Origin of the sequence: Escherichia sp. E14S1, assembly GCF_004211995.1 — a bacterium.
Classification (GTDB): Bacteria; Pseudomonadota; Gammaproteobacteria; order Enterobacterales; family Enterobacteriaceae; genus Escherichia.
In genome coordinates this window covers 246,726-267,596 of sequence record NZ_RHJQ01000005.1, presented here as the reverse complement: position 1 = coordinate 267,596, position 20,871 = coordinate 246,726, and the positions used below count along the sequence as shown (strand labels likewise).

Sequence of the window (20,871 nt, the reverse complement as noted above, 5' to 3'; positions counted from 1 at the left end):
CCATCAAATATTTTAAATACCTATTCTTAGGCTGCACATGCTAACATATCCAAATAAGATCGATAACGATAATTAATTTCATTATCATGGAAGTTCGTATGTCTGGTTCTGTTGCCGTGACACGCGCCATTGCCGTGCCCGGATTGCTGTTATTACTGATTATCGCGACGGCATTAAGCCTGCTCATTGGGGCAAAATCACTCCCCGCTTCCGTCGTGCTGGAGGCCCTCTCCGGCACCTGCCAGAGCGCCGACTGCACTATCGTGCTCGACGCGCGACTGCCGCGTACCCTGGCCGGATTGCTGGCGGGCAGTGCGCTTGGGCTTGCCGGGGCGTTAATGCAAACCCTCACCCGAAATCCACTTGCCGATCCTGGTTTACTTGGCGTGAATGCCGGAGCCAGCTTTGCCATTGTGCTGGGTGCGGCGCTGTTTGGTTACTCATCCGCGCAGGAACAACTGGCGATGGCCTTCGCCGGGGCGCTGGTGGCCTCGTTGATTGTAGCCTTTACCGGCAGCCAGGGCGGCGGGCAATTAAGTCCGGTGCGTTTAACCCTGGCGGGCGTGGCGCTGGCGGCGGTACTGGAAGGACTGACCAGCGGCATCGCCCTGCTTAATCCTGACGTCTACGATCAACTGCGTTTCTGGCAAGCCGGTTCGCTGGATATTCGTAATCTACACACTTTAAAAGTGGTGCTGATCCCGGTGCTGATCGCCGGAGCAACTGCGCTATTACTGAGTCGCGCGCTGAACAGTTTAAGCCTTGGCAGCGACACCGCGACGGCGCTGGGCAGTCGCGTGGCGCGCACACAGTTGATTGGTCTGCTGGCGATTACCGTGCTTTGTGGTAGTGCGACGGCGGTAGTTGGCCCGATTGCCTTTATTGGCCTGATGATGCCGCATATGGCGCGTTGGCTGGTAGGTGCCGATCATCGCTGGTCGCTGCCCGTCACGCTACTCGCTACCCCTGCCCTGCTGCTGTTTGCCGATATCATCGGGCGTGTGATTGTGCCCGGCGAGCTGCGCGTTTCCGTGGTCAGTGCCTTTATTGGTGCTCCGGTGCTGATCTTCCTCGTGCGACGTAAAACACGAGGTGGCGCATGATTTACGTCTCTCGCCGATTAATCATCACCTGCTTACTGCTGATTACCGCCTGCGTGGTGGCGAGTGTCTGGGGATTACGCAGCGGTGCCGTCACGCTGGAAACCTCGCAGGTATTCGCCGCGCTGATGGGTGACGCACCGCGTAGTATGACGATGGTAGTCACCGAATGGCGTTTACCGCGCGTGCTGATGGCGCTGTTGATCGGCGCGGCGCTGGGCGTCAGCGGCGCGATTTTTCAGTCGCTGATGCGTAACCCACTCGGCAGCCCTGACGTAATGGGCTTTAACACCGGAGCGTGGAGCGGCGTGCTGGTGGCGATGGTGCTGTTTGGTCAGGATCTGACGGCTATCGCGCTGGCAGCAATGGCGGGCGGCATTGTCACCTCGCTGCTGGTCTGGCTGCTCGCCTGGCGTAACGGTATCGACACCTTTCGGTTAATTATTATCGGCATCGGCGTTCGCGCCATGCTGGTGGCCTTTAATACCTGGCTGTTGCTGAAAGCGTCTTTAGAAACGGCGCTAACAGCGGGTTTGTGGAATGCCGGATCGCTCAACGGCCTGACGTGGGCAAAAACCTCGCCTTCCGCGCCCATCATTATATTGATGCTCATTGCCGCCGCCTTACTGGTACGGCGAATGCGCTTGCTGGAGATGGGCGATGACACCGCCTGCGCGCTGGGCGTCAGTGTCGAACGTTCGCGTCTGTTAATGATGCTGGTGGCGGTGGTGCTTACCGCTGCGGCAACGGCGCTTGCCGGGCCGATTTCCTTTATTGCTCTAGTCGCGCCGCACATTGCCCGACGCATTAGCGGCACCGCTCGCTGGGGGCTGACCCAGGCGGCGCTGTGCGGGGCGTTGTTACTGCTGGCAGCAGATCTCTGCGCTCAACAACTGTTTATGCCGTATCAACTTCCGGTTGGTGTCGTTACCGTCAGCCTCGGCGGTATTTACCTTATCGTCTTGTTAATTCAGGAGTCTCGCAAAAAATGACCGAATCAGTAGCCCGTTTGCGCGGCGAACAGTTAACCCTCGGATATGGCAAATATACCGTTGCGGAAAATTTGACTGTAGAAATTCCTGATGGTCACTTCACGGCAATTATCGGGCCAAATGGCTGCGGTAAATCCACGTTACTGCGTACCCTAAGCCGCCTGATGACGCCTGCTCACGGGCATGTCTGGCTGGATGGCGAGCACATTCAACATTACGCCAGTAAAGAAGTTGCACGCCGGATTGGTCTACTGGCGCAAAATGCTACCACGCCGGGAGATATCACCGTGCAGGAGCTGGTAGCGCGGGGGCGTTACCCGCATCAACCGCTGTTTACCCGCTGGCGCAAAGAAGATGAAGAAGCGGTAACGAATGCGATGCAGGCCACGGGAATAACTCATCTGGCGGATCAAAGCGTGGATACCCTCTCCGGCGGACAACGCCAGCGGGCGTGGATCGCGATGGTGCTGGCCCAGGAAACGGCGATTATGCTGCTTGATGAACCAACGACCTGGCTGGATATCAGTCATCAAATTGATTTGCTGGAACTGCTAAGCGAACTGAACCGTGAGAAAGGCTATACCCTGGTGGCAGTGCTGCACGATCTTAATCAGGCCTGTCGTTACGCCAGCCATTTGATTGCATTGCGGGAAGGGAAAATTGTTGCTCAGGGAGCGCCGAAGGAGATTGTCACTGCTGAATTGATCGAGCGCATTTACGGTCTGCGCTGCATGATTATTGACGATCCGGTAGCCGGAACGCCGCTCGTGGTGCCGCTCGGAAGAACGGCACCTTCAACCGCAAAGATTTAAACTAAGTGGTCTGCCATCATGGCATCCTGTTTTCTGGATGCCATCGCATGGCGCAACAGCACGCCACCACAAGCCACCATACCGCCGATCAACGCGGAAAGGATCACAATAATCGCTTTGCCCGGACCGTCTTTTTTCACCGGCAAAGTCGGACGCAACTGATATTTAAACGGCGTAAAATCAACATCGTTGACATTTGCTTTTGTTAATTGTTCTACAAGATACTGACGATTACGTAATTCACCATTCAGTTCCGCAACATCGGTGACCGCTTTTTCAATTTCCAGTTTGCGTTCAATACCGTCTGCGCCGAGAGAAATAGAAAAATCAGGGTCATCTTTTACTGCCTGACCATTACTGTAAACAGGTTTTTTAATGCCTGCTGCATTAGCAATATCGAGTGAATAATTGAGCCGCTGAATGTTTGCATCAAGTTGGTTTTTCGTTTTAATGCGATCCTGCGCCAGCTTTTCTTTTTCAAACTGGGTTCTGATTTCCAGCTTATTACGCACATTTTCTAGCGACTCTTTCACCACCAACGCAGAGATATAATCGATATACCCGGCCAACACTTTCTGTGCCTCTTCACTGGTGGGTGCGGTGAAACTTAGCGTCCAGGAGGTATACAATGACGGTTCATCTTTTTTCTTACTGGCATTGTCATCCACCGCTTTCATTTTTTCGCTCAATGCGACAATTGCGCGATGCAAATCTAGTTCGTCGATTTTCGCCTCTTTCAATTGGTCCATCACATAAGGTGATGAACGCAAGTATTCTTCCAGCAAGCTAACAGACTGAAACTTCTTGATAAACAGGTTAAATGCTTCTGTACGATCAATTTTGATATCCAGATCCAGTACCCGAAGGTTAGTAAATGTTTTCTCCAGATCTTGCCATTGCACAGGTTCTGCCGGCGTTATAACCGCCGCACTGGTCCACTTTTGCGGTAGGATAAATGACACCAGCAACCCGATACAGGCAAAGGCAAAAACGACAGCCATGATCTGTTTTTTTGCGTGCCATAAAACTTCGATAAGATTAAGTAAATCAATTTCATTATTACCGGCTGGCGCCAGATGATAATCGGGAAAATGCGAGTCGCTTTCCTGCTTAATATTCAGTGTTGACATACGGTATAACCTGAAAATGAGTCCAATGAGGGTAAATTTCCACGGCGCACACTTTACCAGTTGGTGAGAATTATCCGAAGCTGAACTTTGTAAATTCCACGCAGCAAACGCAATGTTTGGCGCATTTTCAGACAAACCACTCAGTAAATATTAATACGATAAATAACAAAATCCATAATTATTTATCGTAATTATGGATTCGCATTTAAGATAAAGTTATTTATTTAGCGCGGCACGAATAATTGGTCCAATTTTTTCAAATGCGATTGGAGAAATAATATCCACATGCGCGCAATCCTGGCGATAAATATCCAGCTTTGCTATCCACGGCGACCAGGCGCGTTCGGGGCTCGTACCTTCCTGAAGTGTACGCTCCGCAACAAACAGCGTCGCTTTGCCATCAAACGGTTCACTATGGGCGGTGGTTAATAGCCGCACTGCATCGGCATAATTGCCTTCAATGGTGGTAAACAACTCTGTCGACGCCGTTCCCTGCTGGGCTGCCAGAAAGGCCTCGCGCTCGCGGTTAATCTCCGCCAGCACTTCCGAGTCCAGACCATTGGCTTCTTTTTCCTGCCAGTTTTGCGTTTCTGGCGGCCAGGTATCCAGCAAGCCAAGAAATGCCACCTGTTCGCCACGGGCACGCAGCCGCGCCGCAATGCCCTGCGCCAGCGTACCGCCCAGCGAATACCCCAGCAGGTAATAAGGACCGTGCGGTTGTTGCTCAAGTAACGTTGCCAGATGCGCTTCGCAGACTTCATCCAGATTTGCCGCCGTCTGCATGGGTCCATAAGGGCGCGGCGACTGAATACCGATAATCGACCACTGTGGATCGAGATAACGCGAGAGCACGCTAAACTGCCAGGCAAAACCGGACGCCGGATGGAAACAAAACAGCATCGGGCCATTACCTTCACGCAACGACAGAATGGTTTCGAATCCCATACGCCGGGAGCTGTCTTCTTCACCATCAATAATCGTTGCCAGTTTGGCGACGGTTGACGCGACCATCACCTGCCCCGGCGTCACCTGGCGGGCAAACTGTCGGCTTAACTGCGCTGCCAGTTTCATTGCCAGTAGTGAATGACCGCCAAGCGCAAAGAAATCAGCATCGGCATCCTGCACGTCACAACCCAGCAACGACGCGAATGCCGCGGCGATAATCGTTTCACTGCCCGCTTTCGGCGCACGCCCCGGCGCTTGTGCCTTCAGTTCAGGCAACGGTAAGGCTTTGCGATCCAGTTTGCCATTGGCGCTAAGTGGTAACTGTGGAAGTTGCAGCAGAACCACGGGCACCATATGCGGTGGCAATGTTTCGCGAAGCTGCGCCTGCAATGCGCTGGTATCCAGCGGCAGGCCTGATTGCGACACCAGATAGCCCACCAGTTGACGCGCATCACCACCAGTGGCTGCCGCCTGGTTAATTACACAGGCATGAGTAACAGCCTGTTCGACATCCGGCAGCGCCTGCATCACGCGGTCGATTTCGCCCAGTTCGATACGCTGCCCGCGAATTTTTAGCTGATCGTCACTGCGCCCGAGGTACTCCACCGCGCCGTTATCCAGCCAGCGGGCAACGTCTCCAGTACGGTACATCCGTTCACCTGGGGCAAAAGGATCGGCAATAAAGCGGCTGGCGGTCAGATCGGGTCGTCCAAGATACCCCTGCGCCAGTTGAATGCCGGTGAGATAGAGATCTCCCGCCACACCCGGCGGCACCGGATGCATCATCGCATCGAGAATGCGCAGGCCCGTGTTCCACACCGGATAACCAATCGGCACGCTGCTGCCGCGCACCTGTGCCAGTTCTTCGCCAAAAGCCGGATACCAGCTGACATCTACCGCCGCTTCCGTCGGGCCATACAGATTATGTAACGGCGCACCGGTTAACTGCTGCCATTCGCGGCATAAATCGGCCGGTAAGGCTTCACCGCTACAGAAAACCTGTTTCAACGTCGCGCAACTTTGGCGAGCGGTTTGTGGTGTCAGCGAAGCAACAAACGCCGCCAGCATCGACGGCACAAAGTGCGTGGTCGTTACGCCATATTCGGCAAAGAATTGCTGCATAGCGAGCGGGTCGCGGTGCGCTTCCGGTTCAGCCATCACCAGTTTCGCCCCGGCAATAAACGGCCAGAAAAACTCCCACACCGAGACATCAAAACTGCACGGCGTTTTTTGGGCAACGACATCTTCGCCCGTGAGCGGGTAATGATTTTGCATCCAAAGCAGGCGGTTAACGATAGCCGTCTGCCCGACCATTACCCCTTTTGGCCTGCCGGTGGAGCCAGAGGTAAAGATGATATAAGCCGTGTGATGCGGTTGTGAAAGTTGCAGCGGCGCACTGCCCTGTGCGGTAAGCGGGGCGTTATAGCAAAGGCTGGTTAAATCAGGAACATCGGCAAAGCGCGGCAGTTGATCGTCGGTGGTGATTAACAGTGACGGACGCGCATCTTCCAGCATCATCTTCAGGCGATCGTCCGGATAGCCGGTATCCAGCGGTAACCAGGCCGCACCTGCTTCAACAATCGCATGTAGCGCCAGGGTCAAAAAGACCGAGCGCGGTAGTGCCACCGCCACGCTGTCCCCTGGTTTAACGCCGCGCTCACGCAGCAGATTCGCCAGCGCCACCACCTGCTCGCGCATTTCCCGATAGCTAAACTGGTAACGCGCATCTGCCAGCGCCGGAGCATCCGGTGTTTTTGCCGCTTGTTCTGCCACCAGCGCGCTAAGCGTGGTTTCTGGAATCTCAACCTGAGTGGCGTTGATCTGCGCCAACTGCGCATACTCACCTGGCAGCATAATATCGACATCGCCGCACAACAGCGCCGGATCCGCGGCGAACTGGGCGATCAGCATTTTCAGGCGTTCAGCATGCTGGATTAACGTTGGCTCAGCGTAACGCTGTTTATTGGCGAGGATCTCAATACTCAAATCACCGTGTTCATCCAGGAACAGGGCCAGCTCAAGGTCATTAACCGGACCGGTTGCCAGGGTATGGGTTTGCGCCTGTACACCAGGAATATCCAGCTGGTAATCAAATACCTTGATATTGAGTACCGGACCGAACAACAGTTCCTCTCCCACCGCGCGTCCGCTGTCACGGACAATCTGTTCTGCATCGTAACGTTGATGGCGACGCATTTTTTTCAGTTGAGCCGCCAGTCGGGTTGCCAGTTCCGGCAGCGTTTCTTGCGCCGCAATGTGAATACCCAACGGCAAAACGTTGAGCACGGGTCCGGTCGCCGTCAACGCTGCCGATCCCAGGCGGCGCATAAAGATAAATCCGGCGGCGTAGTCCATTCGGTTGCACAATCGCCCCAGCCACAAAGCCGCCAGCGCAAGGGCTAAATCGGTACGCTGCACACCTGAAAGTTGCGTAGCCAGCTGGCGGAATTCCCCGTCGGTAAATTCCAGTTTCAGGCGTAAAATATCTGCCGAAGCGCTGCGCCCCGGTAAAGGTGCCGGAGAAAGTGACGCGGGCGGCGGCAGTTGACGACGCTGTTCCGCCCAGAATGCCGCATCACGCTGCCAGGCCTCGCTTTCACGGTATTGCTGGTACTCTTCCACCACATCAGCGAAAGGCGTAAACGGCGAAGCAGGCGTTGGTTCGCCACGCAGCCATGCGCGGTAAATGTTGGCGATCTGGCGGGTAATGGCCGGGAAACTGAAGCCATCGACCAGCAAATGGTGATAACGCTGATACCAGTACCAGCGGTTATACGCCACCTGTATCAGCTGATGAAAGACCAGTGGTTTACCGCTATCGACGCGCAGATTTTGTTGCAAATCTGCCTGCATTAATGCCTGCGCAGTACCGTGCGGATCAATGTTGGTTCTCAGGTCGATAATTTCTGGCAGTTCGAACGTCAGCGCATCATCGACCCACTGCCAGACTTCGCCGTTATCTTCCGTAAAACGCATCCGCAACGTATCTGCTTGCGCTAATCCGGCAACCACCGCGCGGGCCAGTAATGACGCATCAACCTCTCCGGTTAACTCAACGTAATGCGCCACGCTCCAGGCGGAGGGTAAATCCGACAGTTTTTCTGCCATCCAGATGCCGGGCTGTGCAGCGACCAAAGGTAAATGCTGGCTCATTGCGCCTCCTGCAACTGGGTGAAATTCGCCGGTGTCAGAGTACGCCAGTGGGCTTCCAGCCACTGCTGGCAGGACGCCTGTGACTGCGGCTGACACACAACGTCCCAGCCTGCCGGTAACGCGCATTGTTGCGGCCACAGACTGAATTGCCCCTGCGCATTGCGCAAAATGTAAAACGCTCCCTGTGGATCATCGAAGGGATTACTGAATGCCATATTCAACTCCTGTCATGGAAAAGCGGTTGCCAGAGGTCGATTAGCCCCTGCATCAAGCCACCGCGCCAACAAAGCGCATCATGTCCGCCGTCAACCTGACGCCAGAAAATGGATTCTTTTATGGGGTGTAATTGCGCATACAGCGCCTGATTGGCCCGCATGATCATCGGCTCGCGAATACCCGCTTCCAGCACAATGCGCAGACCTTCGGCGCTAACTTCACCAGCTTTTAGCTGTTCAAGTAACACGCCCTCTTGCTGCCCGCCCCGATGCGGCCACCAGTACGATCCTGACTGGCTTAATACACAACCAAAGCGTTCAGGCCAGTGCAGTCCGGCATACAGCGCGGAAAGCCCACCAAAACTTTGCCCGGCGACCACGGTGCAATCGGCACGATCGCTAAAAGGGGCAATAGCTTTCACCAGGGGTAATAACTCTTGCTGTACTGCCAGCCAGAAATCGGCATTACACGGCAGTTCGTGGGCGCGGTGCGTGGTGTCGATAGCGTCGATCAACACATACACGGCGGGAGGAAGTTGCTGACGATGGGTCAGCGAAGTCAGCGCAGGCCAGACAGGCATACTTTGCGCCCAAAATTCGCCATCAAGCAAAACTGCCAGCGGACGTTCTCCTGCTGTTACATCTCCGGTGGTAAAAATCCATACACGGCGTGAATTTTTCAACCGTTCACTTTTCCAGATAATTTCTTTGGCAGGTATTTCTGGCGCTTGCGGACAATCCCAACCAGGTTGCAGAGGCGCTTGCGGCATTTCGAGTGCAGAGACAGCGTGCCCTCGACCGCCTTTCCAGCTTTGTGGATTCAGCGGATCGGCTATCGCCTGGGGTAATAGTTTTCGCCAGCCTTCACGCAATTCGAGGCGATCGGGGGATGGTGCAGAAAAAATGTCATCGCGTTCGCTGGGAACAAAACAGTAGCTGCCGCGCCATTCGGCATTGAGTTGTGTCGTCCACAGCCAGACATCGGTACCTGCAATTCGCTGCATCGACTGGGGGCGGCTATTTTGATGGTGATCGGTGACGCCAGTGATGTAGACCCATACGCGCTTTATCGTCGAGTAGTCTTCAGAACCTTGTGGATCACGCCACCAGAAAGTGACCTCAAACATTTCGTCATTAAGACGCTGCCATTCAGGGCCATGTTTCGACTGCCACCAGCTATCACTTCCCACCTTTAACGCCGCCACATCATAACCTTATGTTTATTGTGAATTTTTTCATTGATCGCAGAAATATATTGATAATATTATTGATAACTATTTGCATTTGCAATAGCGTAATGGCGCGCCGTGGGAAGCGCGGACATTTATTAACCAACTGCACTGCGTGTCTTTCAGGATCAAAGGTTTTCGCGGTAGCGGGATGCGTCGTGTTGATGACGACCATGCCCGACAGTTGCAATTCGTGGCAAAAATGCAGGAATAAAACAATGAACAAGAAGATTCATTCCCTGGCCTTGTTGGTCAATCTGGGGATTTATGGGGTAGCACAGGCACAAGAGCCAACCGATACTCCTGTTTCACATGACGATACCATTGTCGTTACCGCCGCCGAGCAGAACTTGCAAGCGCCTGGCGTTTCTACCATCACCGCAGATGAAATCCGCAAAAACCCCGTTGCCCGCGATGTGTCGGAAATCATCCGTACCATGCCAGGCGTTAACCTGACCGGCAACTCCACCAGTGGTCAACGTGGTAATAACCGCCAGATTGATATTCGCGGCATGGGGCCGGAAAACACGCTGATTTTGATTGACGGCAAGCCGGTCAGCAGCCGCAACTCAGTACGTCAGGGCTGGCGCGGCGAGCGCGATACCCGTGGTGATACCTCCTGGGTGCCGCCTGAAATGATTGAACGTATTGAAGTTCTGCGTGGTCCGGCAGCTGCGCGTTATGGTAACGGCGCTGCGGGCGGCGTGGTTAACATCATTACCAAAAAAGGCAGCGGTGAGTGGCATGGCTCCTGGGATGCTTATTTCAACGCCCCAGAACATAAAGAGGAAGGTGCCACCAAACGTACCAACTTCAGCCTGACCGGTCCGCTGGGAGATGAATTCAGCTTCCGTCTATATGGCAACCTCGACAAAACCCAGGCCGACGCGTGGGATATTAACCAGGGGCATCAGTCCGCGCGTGCCGGTACATATGCGGATACGCTGCCCGCCGGGCGCGAAGGGGTGATCAACAAGGATATTAATGGCGTAGTTCGCTGGGACTTCGCGCCTCTGCAATCACTCGAACTGGAAGCAGGCTACAGCCGCCAGGGCAACCTGTATGCGGGCGACACACAGAACACCAACTCCGATTCCTATACCCGCTCAAAATATGGCGATGAAACTAACCGCTTGTATCGCCAGAACTACTCACTGACCTGGAACGGCGGCTGGGATAACGGTGTGACCACCAGCAACTGGGTACAGTACGAACACACGCGTAACTCGCGTATTCCGGAAGGTCTGGCGGGCGGCACCGAAGGGAAATTTAACGAAAAAGCGACACAGGATTTCGTCGATATCGATCTTGATGACGTGATGTTGCACAGCGAAGTTAACCTGCCGATTGATTTTCTCGTTAACCAGACGTTGACGCTGGGTACGGAGTGGAATCAGCAGCGGATGAAGGACTTAAGTTCCAACACCCAGGCGCTGACCGGAACGAATACCGGTGGTGCTATTGATGGCGTGAGCGCCACCGACCGTAGCCCATATTCAAAAGCAGAAATTTTCTCGTTGTTTGCCGAAAACAACATGGAGCTGACTGACAGCACCATCGTAACGCCAGGGCTGCGTTTCGATCATCACAGCATTGTTGGCGATAACTGGAGCCCGGCGCTGAACATATCGCAAGGTTTAGGCGATGACTTCACGCTGAAAATGGGCATTGCCCGCGCCTATAAAGCGCCGAGCCTGTACCAGACCAACCCGAACTACATTCTCTACAGTAAAGGTCAGGGCTGTTACGCCAGCGCGGGCGGCTGCTATCTGCAGGGGAACGATGACCTGAAAGCGGAAACCAGTATCAACAAAGAGATTGGTCTGGAGTTCAAACGCGACGGCTGGCTGGCGGGTGTGACCTGGTTCCGTAACGATTATCGCAATAAGATTGAAGCGGGCTATGTGGCTGTAGGGCAAAATGCGGCTGGCACCGATCTCTACCAGTGGGATAACGTGCCGAAAGCGGTGGTTGAAGGTCTGGAAGGATCGTTAAACGTACCGGTTAGCGAAACGGTGATGTGGACCAATAACATCACTTATATGCTGAAGAGTGAAAACAAAACCACGGGCGACCGTTTGTCGATCATCCCGGAATATACGTTGAACTCAACGCTGAGCTGGCAGGCACGGGAAGATTTGTCGATGCAAACGACCTTCACCTGGTACGGCAAACAGCAGCCGAAGAAGTACAACTATAAAGGTCAGCCAGCGGTTGGACCGGAAACCAAAGAAATCAGTCCATACAGCATTGTTGGCCTGAGCGCGACCTGGGATGTGACCAAGAATGTCAGTCTGACCGGCGGCGTGGACAACCTGTTCGACAAACGTTTGTGGCGTGCGGGTAATGCCCAGACCACGGGCGATCTGGCAGGAGCCAACTATATCGCAGGTGCCGGGGCGTATACCTATAACGAGCCGGGACGTACGTGGTATATGAGCATTAATACTCACTTCTGAAGCTAACGTCAGATTGTTGACAAAGTGCGCGTAGTTCATGCCGGATGCGGCGTGAACGCCTTATCCGGCCTACAAAAATCTTGCCAATTCAATATATTGCAGGACCACGTAGGCCTGATAAGCGTAGCGCATCAGGCAGTTTTGCGTTTGTCATCATTCTCTAATATGGTTGACATGAAAACTACGCATACCTCCCTCCCCTTTGCAGGACATACGCTGCATTTTGTTGAGTTTGATCCGGCGAGTTTTCGCGAGCAGGATTTACTCTGGCTGCCGCACTACGCACAACTTCAACACGCTGGACGTAAACGTAAAACAGAGCATTTAGCCGGGCGGATCGCTGCAATTTATGCGCTGCGGGAATATGGCTATAAATGTGTGCCTGCAATCGGCGAGCTACGCCAACCTGTGTGGCCTGCGGGGGTATACGGCAGCATTAGTCACTGTGGGACTACGGCATTAGCCGTGGTTTCCCGTCAACCGATTGGCATTGATATTGAAGAGATTTTCTCTGCACAAACCGCAAGAGAATTGACAGACAACATTATTACACCAGCGGAACACAAGCGACTTGCAGACTGCGGTTTAGCCTTTCCTCTGGCGCTGACACTGGCATTTTCCGCCAAAGAGAGTGCATTTAAGGCAAACAAGATACAGGCCGCTCCAGGCTTTCTGGATTATCAGATAATTAGCTGGAATAAACAGCGGATCATCATTCGACGAGAGGATGAGCAGTTTGCTGTGCACTGGCAGCTTAAACAAAAGATAGTCATAACGCTGTGCCAACACGATTAATTGACAACATCTGGTACGGTTCGCCCGCAGCCATCACTAACCGCGGGCGAAAGTGTAAAGCAGGTGCCTTACCACCCTGACCTGACAACCGGATATGCGGGGATTGCTCCCCGCACAACGGCTACTTCTTCGGTTCGTAAGCGAGAACAGCCTTAAACTCAATATTACGTTCCTTTACCGTGAACTCACACAGCGAGTCTCCGACCAGAAGCGTAAATCCCAGCACCGTTAAACACAGCACTATGACTGCCACAAGGGCATATTTCGTCAGCATGTTTATATTGCCTCCATGCGAAGAAGGGACTACCATCCGAGTTGTTGAGGTTCGGAGTGGCAGCCCCAGGGTTGATAGAAATATCTCCTGGGGCTTCATCTTTCCAGACCTCAGAGTAAACCTGAAACCGGAAAGCTTCAGGCACCCGCAGTTATCTTACCCTTCCTTAGCAAAATAGCTGTTTATTTATACAGCAAATCCTGTTTCGGACTTCTGTCGGCAAAACTGATCATTGCCCTTAAAACGAAATCGCCCGCAGCCATCACTGACCGCGGGCGAAAGTGTAAAGCAGGTGCCTTACCATCCTGACCTGACAACCGGATATGCGGGGATTACTCCCCGCACAGCGGCTACTTCTTCGGTTCGTAAGCGAGAACAGCCTTGAACTCAATATTACGTTCCTTCACCGTAAACTCACACAGCGAGTCTCCGACCAGAAGCGTAAATCCCAGCACCGTCAAACACAGTACTATGACTGCCGCAAGGGCATATTTCGTCAGCATGTTTATATTGCCTCCATGCGAAGAAGGGACTACCATCCAAATTGTCTGGTTTGGAGTGGCAGCCCCAGGGTTGATAGAAATATCTCCTGGGGCTTCATCTTTCCAGACCTCAGAGTAAACCTGAAACCGGAAAGCCTCAGGCACCCGCAGTTATCTTACCCTTCTTTAGCAAAATAGCTGTTTATTTATACAGCAAATCCTGTTTCGGACTTCTGTCGGCAAAACTGATCATTGCCCTTAAAACGAAATCGCCCGCAGCCATCACTGACCGCGGGCGAAAGTGTAAAGCAGGTGCCTTACCACCCTGACCTGACAACCGGATATGCGGGGATTACTCCCCGCACAACGGCTACTTCTTCGGTTCGTAAGCGAGAACAGCCTTAAACTCAATATTACGTTCCTTTACGGTGAACTCACACAGCGAGTCTCCGACCAGAAGCGTAAATCCCAGCACCGTTAAACACAGCACTATGACTGCCACAAGGGCATATTTCGTCAGCATGTTTATATTGCCTCCATGCGAAGAAGGGACTACCATCCAAATTGTTCAGGTTTGGGTAGGTAGCCCCAGGGTTGATAGAAATATCGTCCTGGGGCTTCATCTTTCCAGACCTCAGAGTAAACCTGAAACCGGAAAGCTTCAGGCACCCGCCGTTATCTTACCCTTCCTTAGCAAAATAGCTGTTTATTTATACAGTAAATCCTGTTTCGGACTTCTGTCATTCATTATCCGATCCGCAACTGGGCCAGGCTTTTTTTCTGCCCTCCCAGCTCGTCAAAATTCTCCTCCGCCAGCCAGCTCTGCAGCACCTTGCCACATTGCGGCCATTCGCTATCAATAATCGATAACCAGTCGCTGTCACGGTTACGCCCTTTGCGCACGATTTTCTGCCGGAAACGACCTTCAAAAACAAAACCTAAACGTTCAGCAGCGCGGCGTGATGCCAGATTAAGCGAATCACATTTCCACTCCACGCGCCGATAATTATGAGCAAACGCGCATTGCAAAAGTAACCAGATCGCTTCTGTACCGAGCACGCTATTTTTCATTCGCGGTGACCAGGTAACATGGCCGATTTCAACCGAACCATGTTCGCGTTCGATTGCCATAAAACAGACCAGCCCAACGGCCCGCGCAGAACGATTATCAACCACGGCAAAGGGTACCAGTGAAAGATCATTCACTTTGCCAGCAATCCATGACTCGGTAGCAACAACACTTGCCGGACGACTGCTGGCAAGCCACGTCCAGTCACGTTCGTCTGGCGCCTGAGCATATGCATCAAACAGATCGCCTGCGTGACGTTGCGCGTCTAGTGGCTCCAGTCGACACCATTGTCCTTCCAGTAAATGACGCGGTAAAACCGCTGCACCTTGCCAGTCCGGCAGCGCATCGCCGACCGTCTGTCCATATTGATTAATTTCCGGCACGACCTTCCCCTTTTGCTGATGTTTTAAACTGTTATATCAGTTCGCAATCATAACAAGAAAGAAACATTCCAGAACTTCCGCATCTCGCCCAGCCGCTCCCACTTCTATACTGAAATGAAAACGCCAACATAAGAGAAACCTATGCCATTACCCAATTTTCATGTTTCTGAACCTTTTACCCTCGGTATTGAACTGGAAATGCAGGTGGTTAATCCGCCGGGCTATGACTTAAGCCAGGACTCTTCAACGCTGATTGACGCGGTTAAAAATGAGATCACTGCCGGAGAGGTAAAGCACGATATCACCGAAAGTATGCTGGAGCTGGCGACGGATGTTTGCCGTGATATCAACCAGGCTGCCGGGCAATTTTCAGCAATGCAGAAAGTCGTATTGCAGGCAGCCGCAGACCATCATCTGGAAATTTGCGGCGGTGGCACACACCCGTTTCAGAAATGGCAGCGTCAGGAGGTATGCGATAACGAACGCTATCAACGAACGCTGGAAAACTTTGGCTATCTCATCCAGCAAGCGACCGTTTTTGGTCAGCATGTCCATGTTGGCTGCGCCAGTGGCGATGACGCTATTTATTTGCTGCACGGCTTGTCACGGTTTGTGCCGCACTTTATCGCCCTTTCCGCCGCGTCACCGTATATGCAAGGAACGGATACACGCTTTGCCTCCTCACGACCCAATATTTTTTCCGCCTTTCCCGATAATGGCCCGATGCCGTGGGTCAGTAACTGGCAACAATTTGAAGCCCTGTTTCGCTGTCTGAGTTACACCACGATGATCGACAGCATTAAAGATCTGCACTGGGATATTCGCCCCAGCCCCCATTTTGGTACGGTGGAAGTTCGGGTGATGGATACCCCGTTAACTCTTAGCCATGCGGTAAATATGGCAGGATTGATTCAGGCTACCGCCCACTGGTTACTGACGGAACGCCCGTTCAAACATCAGGAGAAAGATTACCTGCTGTATAAATTCAACCGTTTCCAGGCCTGCCGTTATGGTCTGGAAGGCGTCATTACCGATCCGCACACCGGCGATCGTCGGCCTCTAACGGAAGACACCTTGCGTTTACTGGAAAAAATCGCCCCTTCCGCACATAAAATTGGTGCGTCGAGTGCGATTGAGGCCCTGTATCGCCAGGTTGCCAGCGGCCTGAATGAAGCACAATTGATGCGCGATTTCGTCGCCGATGGCGGCTCGCTGATTGGGTTGGTGAAAAAGCATTGTGAGATCTGGGCCGGTGACTAAGCCGGGAATTGCCTTACAGAAGAATATCCCTGACAATGGTGTTTTAACTTACATTTAACAATGTTATGAAACACCCTTTAGAAACCTTGACCACCGCAGCTGGCATCTTGCTGATGGCTTTTCTCTCTTGCCTGCTGCTGCCCGCCCCCGCACTGGGGCTGACGATGGCCCAGAAACTGGTGACCACGTTCCGTCTGATGGATCTGAGTCAACTTTACACTTTGTTATTTTGCCTGTGGTTTTTAGTGCTGGGCACTATTGAGTATTTTGTTCTGCGCTTTATCTGGCGACGCTGGTTCTCGCTGGCGGATTAAACGTCGATTATCGTCGTGCTTCGCGGCATACTTTGCTTATTCTCCTTCGCCTAAAGGAACGTTTATGGATAAGCAATCACTGCACGAAACGGCGAAACGCCTGGCCCTTGAGTTACCCTTTGTCGAGCTTTGCTGGCCGTTTGGCCCGGAGTTTGATGTCTTTAAAATTGGCGGCAAGATTTTTATGTTGTCGTCAGAACTGCGCGGCGTTCCCTTTATCAATTTGAAGTCCGATCCACAAAAATCCCTGTTAAATCAGCAGATATATCCAAGCATTAAGCCTGGGTATCACATGAATAAAAAGCACTGGATTTCGGTCTATCCCGGCGAAGAAATCTCCGAAGCGTTACTTCGCGATCTGATCAACGATTCATGGAATTTAGTGGTTGATGGCTTAGCTAAACGCGATCAAAAAAGGCTGCGCCCTGGCTAAAACGTAAATCTATAGCGCATTTTTCTCGCTTACCATTTCTCGTTGAACCTTGTAATCTGCTGGCACGCAAAATTACTTACACATGGAGTCTTTATGGATATCATTTCTGTCGCCTTAAAGCGTCATTCCACTAAGGCATTTGATGCCAGCAAAAAACTTACCCCGGAACAGGCCGAGCAGATCAAAACTCTACTGCAATACAGCCCATCCAGCACCAACTCCCAGCCGTGGCATTTTATTGTTGCCAGCACTGAAGAAGGCAAAGCGCGTGTTGCCAAATCCGCCGCCGGTAATTATGTGTTCAACGAGCGTAAAATGCTTGATGCCTCGCACGTCGTGGTGTTCTGCGCGAAAACTGCGATGGACGATGCCTGGCTGAAGCTGGTTGTTGACCAGGAAGATGCCGATGGCCGCTTTGCCACGCCGGAAGCGAAAGCCGCGAACGATAAAGGTCGCAAGTTCTTCGCCGATATGCATCGTAAAGATCTGCATGATGATGCAGAGTGGATGGCAAAGCAGGTTTATCTCAACGTCGGTAATTTCCTGCTCGGCGTGGCGGCTCTGGGTCTGGACGCGGTACCCATCGAAGGTTTTGACGCCGCGATCCTCGATGAAGAATTTGGTCTGAAAGAGAAAGGCTATACCAGTCTGGTGGTTGTTCCGGTAGGTCATCATAGCGTTGAAGATTTTAACGCGACGCTGCCGAAATCTCGTCTGCCGCAAAGTATCACCTTAACCGAAGTGTAATTATCCTGACAGCCGGGAACCCATCCCGGCTCAGATTGCTAACAAAGTGCGCTTTGTTTATGCCGGATGCGGCGTGACCGCCTTATCCTGCCTACAAGTTCGTCCAGTTCATTCAAGGTAGGCATGATAAGCGTAGCGCATCAGGCAATTTTATATTTGCCATCAGCTCTCGCAGGAAATTCCCCCTCAGATTCTCCTGATTTGCATAACCCCCTTTCAGCCGTCATCATAGGCCGCTGTTGTATATAGGAGATGTTATGCAGGATTTAATATCCCAGGTTGAAGATTTAGCGGGTATTGAGTTTGATCACACCACCTCGATGGTGATGATTTTCGGTATTATTTTTCTGACCGCCGTTGTAGTGCATATTATTTTGCACTGGGTGGTACTACGTACCTTCGAAAAACGTGCCATCGCCAGCTCACGGCTGTGGCTGCAAATCATTACCCAAAATAAACTCTTCCACCGTTTAGCTTTTACCCTCCAGGGGATTATCGTCAATATTCAGGCGGTATTCTGGCTGCAAAAAGGCACTGAAGCAGCTGATATTCTGACCACCTGCGCGCAGTTGTGGATCATGATGTATGCGCTGCTTTCTGTCTTCTCGTTGCTGGATGTTATTTTGAATCTGGCGCAGAAATTCCCGGCGGCAAAGCAGTTGCCATTAAAAGGGATATTTCAGGGGATTAAACTGATCGGCGCGATTCTGGTCGGCATTTTGATGATCTCACTGCTGATTGGTCAGTCGCCAGCAATTCTGATCAGTGGTCTTGGCGCGATGGCCGCCGTGCTGATGTTGGTGTTTAAAGATCCGATCCTCGGTCTGGTGGCCGGCATTCAGCTTTCCGCAAACGATATGCTGAAACTGGGCGACTGGCTGGAAATGCCAAAATACGGCGCGGATGGCGCAGTAATTGATATTGGTTTAACCACCGTCAAAGTGCGCAACTGGGACAATACTATTACCACTATTCCCACCTGGTCGCTGGTATCTGACTCTTTTAAAAACTGGAGCGGGATGTCAGCATCCGGTGGGCGACGTATTAAGCGCAGTATCAGTATTGATGTCACCAGTATTCGTTTTCTTGATGAAACTGAAATGCAGCGGCTGAATAAAGCGCATTTGTTAAAGCCTTATTTAACCAGCCGCCATCAGGAAATTAATGAGTGGAATCGCCAGCAAGGTTCTACGGAGTCGGTATTAAACCTGCGCCGAATGACCAATATTGGAACCTTTCGTGCCTATCTGAACGAATATCTGCGTAACCATCCGCGGATTCGTAAAGATATGACCTTAATGGTGCGCCAGTTAGCTCCGGGCGATAACGGTTTACCGCTTGAGATCTACGCGTTTACTAATACCGTGGTATGGCTGGAATATGAAAGCATTCAGGCTGATATATTCGACCACATATTTGCGATCGTCGAAGAGTTTGGTCTGCGACTTCATCAGTCGCCAACCAGCAATGATATTCGCTCCCTGGCGGACGCATTTAAGCAGTAATTAAAAGCCGCTCTCATCGAATGGATGAGAGCGGCTTCAGATTGTTGTCATCGTGTTGTCGGATGCAGCGTGAATGCCTTATCCAATCGGCACTATTATTTCGCTTTCCGACGCAGCGTTTTAAACGCCACAAACAGGAATACAATCCACACCGGCAGCAGAATTGCCGACAAGCGCATATCATCCATCGTGCACATCAGCAGCAAAATCATGCCGAGGAAGGCAATGCAGAGATAGTTGCCGAACGGATAAAGCAGCGCCTTAAACTGTGTTTCACGCCCCTGACGTCGCATCGCCGCGCGAAAACGCAGATGCGCCAGACAGATCATAATCCAGTTCAACAGCAGCGTTGCTACCACCAGCGCCATCAGCAGACCAAACGCTTTTTGCGGCAGCAGATAGTTAATCAGCACCACCAGCGAAGTGATCGCTCCGGAAAGCATCAGTGAGTTGATCGGCACGCCGCGACGGCTGACGCGAGTCAAAAACTTCGGCGCATTACCCTGCACAGAAAGACCAAACAGCATCCGGCTGTTAGAGTAAACCCCGCTGTTGTACACCGATAATGATGCCACCAGAATAACGAAGTTCAGCGCAGAAGCCACCACGTTGCTGTCAAGATTATGGAAAATCATCACAAACGGGCTACTGTTGGATTTCACTTCCACCCACGGATAGAGTGCCAGTAAAACCACCAGTGAACCGATATAAAACAGCAAGATGCGATACACCACCTGATTCACTGCTTTAGGGATGCTTTTTTCCGGATCGCGCGCTTCAGCGGCAGTAATACCAATCAGTTCCAGCCCTCCGAAGGAGAACATAATCACCGCCAGCGACAAAATCAGCCCATTCCAGCCGGTGGCAAAGAAACCACCGTAGCGCCAGAGGTTGTCGATACTGGCTTTCTCGCCGCCATGACCAGAAAACAGCAGCCACAGGCCAAAGCCGATCATGCCGATAATCGCCAGCACTTTAATCAGCGCAAACCAGAACTCAGTTTCACCATATAAGCGCACGTTCACCAGGTTAACGGCGTTGATGATAATAAAGAAGGCGGCAGCCCAGATCCAGGTGGGGACATCCGGGAACCAGTACTGCATATAGATGCCCGCAGCGGTCAGCTCTGCCATTCCCACCAGCACGAACATCACCCAGTAGTTCCAGCCAGAAAGGAAGCCCGCAAACGGTCCCCAGTATTTATAGGCAAAGTGGGCAAATGAACCGGATACCGGCTCTTCGACCACCATCTCGCCAAGCTGGCGCATAATCAGGAAAGCGATGATCCCGGCGACGCCGTAGCCCAGCAATACAGCCGGACCCGCCATCTGAATCGCCGGGCCAATGCCAAGAAACAGACCAGTACCAATAGCGCCGCCCAGCGCAATCAGTTGAATATGACGGTTATGTAATCCGCGATGAAGCGTCGGCTCTTGATTCGACGCAGTATCTTCCGATACGGTTGACGCGTTTTTCACGCCTTTCCCCTGTGTGTCTTTTTTGTTGAGGGGCACCTTTTAACATTTAGTGCCCATCGTCGCAAGACACAATCCACACAGTTAAACCGGGTATCC

Annotated in this window: 19 protein-coding genes and 3 pseudogenes; 13 read left to right on the top strand and 9 right to left on the bottom strand. The window is 52.3% G+C overall.

Features of this window, described 5'->3' with window-relative positions; all coding sequences use genetic code 11:
- Positions 1–98 precede the first annotated feature (98 nt).
- Genes fepD through fepC form a run of 3 tightly spaced genes read left to right on the top strand, consistent with a single transcriptional unit; the run spans position 99 to position 2,904 of the window.
- A complete protein-coding gene (gene fepD, locus D9734_RS07245) occupies positions 99–1,103 on the top strand; it encodes a Fe(3+)-siderophore ABC transporter permease (RefSeq protein WP_130206427.1) in 1,005 nt (334 codons plus the stop codon).
- Positions 1,100–2,092, top strand: a complete 993-nt coding sequence (gene fepG / locus D9734_RS07240; RefSeq protein ID WP_130206425.1) for an iron-enterobactin ABC transporter permease — start codon at positions 1,100–1,102, stop codon at positions 2,090–2,092. The genes fepD and fepG overlap by 4 nt, the downstream gene beginning before the upstream one ends.
- Positions 2,089–2,904 carry an iron-enterobactin ABC transporter ATP-binding protein gene (gene fepC, locus D9734_RS07235; protein ID WP_130206423.1) on the top strand — a complete coding sequence of 272 codons (816 nt, stop codon included), beginning with the start codon at positions 2,089–2,091 and terminating at the stop codon, positions 2,902–2,904. Before fepG ends, fepC begins: the two co-directional genes overlap by 4 nt.
- On the opposite strand, the gene wzz(fepE) is transcribed toward fepC, so the two are convergent.
- The 4 genes from wzz(fepE) to fes form a co-directional block, all read right to left on the bottom strand.
- Positions 2,901–4,034 carry an LPS O-antigen length regulator Wzz(fepE) gene (wzz(fepE), locus tag D9734_RS07230; RefSeq protein WP_130206421.1) on the bottom strand — a complete coding sequence of 378 codons (1,134 nt, stop codon included), beginning with the start codon at positions 4,032–4,034 and terminating at the stop codon, positions 2,901–2,903. The genes fepC and wzz(fepE) overlap by 4 nt on opposite strands.
- Positions 4,035–4,250: 216 nt before the next feature.
- On the bottom strand, positions 4,251–8,132 hold the full coding sequence (entF, locus tag D9734_RS07225; protein ID WP_130206419.1) for an enterobactin non-ribosomal peptide synthetase EntF: 3,882 nt from the start codon (positions 8,130–8,132) through the stop codon (positions 4,251–4,253).
- Positions 8,129–8,347 carry an enterobactin biosynthesis protein YbdZ gene (gene ybdZ, locus D9734_RS07220; RefSeq protein WP_000885787.1) on the bottom strand — a complete coding sequence of 73 codons (219 nt, stop codon included), beginning with the start codon at positions 8,345–8,347 and terminating at the stop codon, positions 8,129–8,131. Before ybdZ ends, entF begins: the two co-directional genes overlap by 4 nt.
- A gap of 2 nt (positions 8,348–8,349) precedes the next feature.
- Positions 8,350–9,552 (bottom strand): enterochelin esterase, encoded by a 1,203-nt coding sequence (fes, locus tag D9734_RS07215; RefSeq protein ID WP_130206417.1) that lies wholly within the window; start codon positions 9,550–9,552, stop codon positions 8,350–8,352.
- 242 nt (positions 9,553–9,794) lie between these two features.
- On the opposite strand from fes, the gene fepA reads away from it, so the two are divergent.
- Both fepA and entD read left to right on the top strand, forming a co-directional pair.
- Positions 9,795–12,035: a siderophore enterobactin receptor FepA gene (gene fepA / locus D9734_RS07210; RefSeq protein WP_130206415.1), complete on the top strand. Its 2,241-nt coding sequence runs from the start codon at positions 9,795–9,797 to the stop codon at positions 12,033–12,035.
- Between the two features lie 174 nt (positions 12,036–12,209).
- A complete protein-coding gene (gene entD, locus D9734_RS07205) occupies positions 12,210–12,830 on the top strand; it encodes an enterobactin synthase subunit EntD (protein ID WP_130206413.1) in 621 nt (206 codons plus the stop codon).
- A 121-nt stretch (positions 12,831–12,951) separates the two neighbouring features.
- On the opposite strand, the gene hokE (D9734_RS07200) is transcribed toward entD, so the two are convergent.
- Entirely contained in the window at positions 12,952–13,104 is a 153-nt protein-coding gene (gene hokE, locus D9734_RS07200; RefSeq protein WP_000956465.1) for a type I toxin-antitoxin system toxin HokE, read from the bottom strand.
- Here hokE (D9734_RS07200) and D9734_RS23785 point away from each other — a divergent pair.
- Positions 13,073–13,323: pseudogene (locus tag D9734_RS23785) on the top strand (hypothetical protein); the annotation flags it as partial. The gene hokE (D9734_RS07200) and the pseudogene D9734_RS23785 overlap by 32 nt on opposite strands.
- Positions 13,324–13,454: 131 nt before the next feature.
- Here D9734_RS23785 and hokE (D9734_RS07190) read toward each other — a convergent pair.
- Entirely contained in the window at positions 13,455–13,607 is a 153-nt protein-coding gene (hokE, locus tag D9734_RS07190) for a type I toxin-antitoxin system toxin HokE (protein WP_000956455.1), read from the bottom strand.
- Between hokE (D9734_RS07190) and D9734_RS23780 the strand changes: the two are divergent.
- Positions 13,576–13,825, top strand: a pseudogene (locus D9734_RS23780) (hypothetical protein); the annotation flags it as partial. The gene hokE (D9734_RS07190) and the pseudogene D9734_RS23780 overlap by 32 nt on opposite strands.
- Positions 13,826–13,956: 131 nt before the next feature.
- Here D9734_RS23780 and hokE (D9734_RS07185) read toward each other — a convergent pair.
- Positions 13,957–14,109, bottom strand: coding sequence for a type I toxin-antitoxin system toxin HokE (gene hokE / locus D9734_RS07185; protein ID WP_000956465.1), 153 nt, complete (start codon positions 14,107–14,109; stop codon positions 13,957–13,959).
- On the opposite strand from hokE (D9734_RS07185), the pseudogene D9734_RS23775 reads away from it, so the two are divergent.
- Positions 14,078–14,329, top strand: a pseudogene (locus tag D9734_RS23775) (hypothetical protein); the annotation flags it as partial. The gene hokE (D9734_RS07185) and the pseudogene D9734_RS23775 overlap by 32 nt on opposite strands.
- A gap of 4 nt (positions 14,330–14,333) precedes the next feature.
- Here the strand turns inward: D9734_RS23775 and D9734_RS07175 are convergent.
- The gene (locus tag D9734_RS07175) at positions 14,334–15,038 is read right to left on the bottom strand and encodes a GNAT family protein (RefSeq protein ID WP_130206411.1); all 705 of its coding nucleotides are present in this window, start codon (positions 15,036–15,038) and stop codon (positions 14,334–14,336) included.
- 141 nt (positions 15,039–15,179) lie between these two features.
- Here D9734_RS07175 and D9734_RS07170 point away from each other — a divergent pair, with 141 nt between their 5' ends.
- The 5 genes from D9734_RS07170 to ybdG all read left to right on the top strand — a co-directional run bounded on the left by D9734_RS07170 (position 15,180) and on the right by ybdG (position 19,297).
- On the top strand, positions 15,180–16,298 hold the full coding sequence (locus D9734_RS07170) for a YbdK family carboxylate-amine ligase (RefSeq protein WP_130206409.1): 1,119 nt from the start codon (positions 15,180–15,182) through the stop codon (positions 16,296–16,298).
- A 65-nt stretch (positions 16,299–16,363) separates the two neighbouring features.
- Positions 16,364–16,612 carry a DUF1158 domain-containing protein gene (locus D9734_RS07165; RefSeq protein WP_130206407.1) on the top strand — a complete coding sequence of 83 codons (249 nt, stop codon included), beginning with the start codon at positions 16,364–16,366 and terminating at the stop codon, positions 16,610–16,612.
- Positions 16,613–16,676: 64 nt separating this feature from the next.
- Positions 16,677–17,045, top strand: coding sequence for an MmcQ/YjbR family DNA-binding protein (locus D9734_RS07160; protein WP_130206405.1), 369 nt, complete (start codon positions 16,677–16,679; stop codon positions 17,043–17,045).
- A 93-nt stretch (positions 17,046–17,138) separates the two neighbouring features.
- Positions 17,139–17,792, top strand: a complete 654-nt coding sequence (gene nfsB / locus D9734_RS07155; RefSeq protein ID WP_130206403.1) for an oxygen-insensitive NAD(P)H nitroreductase — start codon at positions 17,139–17,141, stop codon at positions 17,790–17,792.
- Positions 17,793–18,049: 257 nt separating this feature from the next.
- Positions 18,050–19,297 (top strand): mechanosensitive ion channel YbdG, encoded by a 1,248-nt coding sequence (gene ybdG / locus D9734_RS07150; RefSeq protein WP_130206401.1) that lies wholly within the window; start codon positions 18,050–18,052, stop codon positions 19,295–19,297.
- A 95-nt stretch (positions 19,298–19,392) separates the two neighbouring features.
- Here the strand turns inward: ybdG and pheP are convergent, their stop codons facing one another.
- Positions 19,393–20,775, bottom strand: coding sequence for a phenylalanine transporter (gene pheP / locus D9734_RS07145; RefSeq protein ID WP_112006421.1), 1,383 nt, complete (start codon positions 20,773–20,775; stop codon positions 19,393–19,395).
- Between the last annotated feature and the right edge of the window lie 96 nt (positions 20,776–20,871).

Coding starts and splice junctions, on each gene's coding strand:
- ybdZ (WP_000885787.1), bottom strand. CDS start 8,347: ATGGCATTCAGTAATCCCTTCGATGATCCACAGGGAGCGTTTTACATT.
- D9734_RS07165 (WP_130206407.1), top strand. CDS start 16,364: ATGAAACACCCTTTAGAAACCTTGACCACCGCAGCTGGCATCTTGCTG.
- hokE (WP_000956465.1), bottom strand. CDS start 14,109: ATGCTGACGAAATATGCCCTTGTGGCAGTCATAGTGCTGTGTTTAACG.
- fepD (WP_130206427.1), top strand. CDS start 99: ATGTCTGGTTCTGTTGCCGTGACACGCGCCATTGCCGTGCCCGGATTG.
- ybdG (WP_130206401.1), top strand. CDS start 18,050: ATGCAGGATTTAATATCCCAGGTTGAAGATTTAGCGGGTATTGAGTTT.
- hokE (WP_000956455.1), bottom strand. CDS start 13,607: ATGCTGACGAAATATGCCCTTGCGGCAGTCATAGTACTGTGTTTGACG.
- nfsB (WP_130206403.1), top strand. CDS start 17,139: ATGGATATCATTTCTGTCGCCTTAAAGCGTCATTCCACTAAGGCATTT.
- D9734_RS07160 (WP_130206405.1), top strand. CDS start 16,677: ATGGATAAGCAATCACTGCACGAAACGGCGAAACGCCTGGCCCTTGAG.
- fepA (WP_130206415.1), top strand. CDS start 9,795: ATGAACAAGAAGATTCATTCCCTGGCCTTGTTGGTCAATCTGGGGATT.
- entF (WP_130206419.1), bottom strand. CDS start 8,132: ATGAGCCAGCATTTACCTTTGGTCGCTGCACAGCCCGGCATCTGGATG.
- hokE (WP_000956465.1), bottom strand. CDS start 13,104: ATGCTGACGAAATATGCCCTTGTGGCAGTCATAGTGCTGTGTTTAACG.
- fepG (WP_130206425.1), top strand. CDS start 1,100: ATGATTTACGTCTCTCGCCGATTAATCATCACCTGCTTACTGCTGATT.
- D9734_RS07170 (WP_130206409.1), top strand. CDS start 15,180: ATGCCATTACCCAATTTTCATGTTTCTGAACCTTTTACCCTCGGTATT.
- entD (WP_130206413.1), top strand. CDS start 12,210: ATGAAAACTACGCATACCTCCCTCCCCTTTGCAGGACATACGCTGCAT.
- fepC (WP_130206423.1), top strand. CDS start 2,089: ATGACCGAATCAGTAGCCCGTTTGCGCGGCGAACAGTTAACCCTCGGA.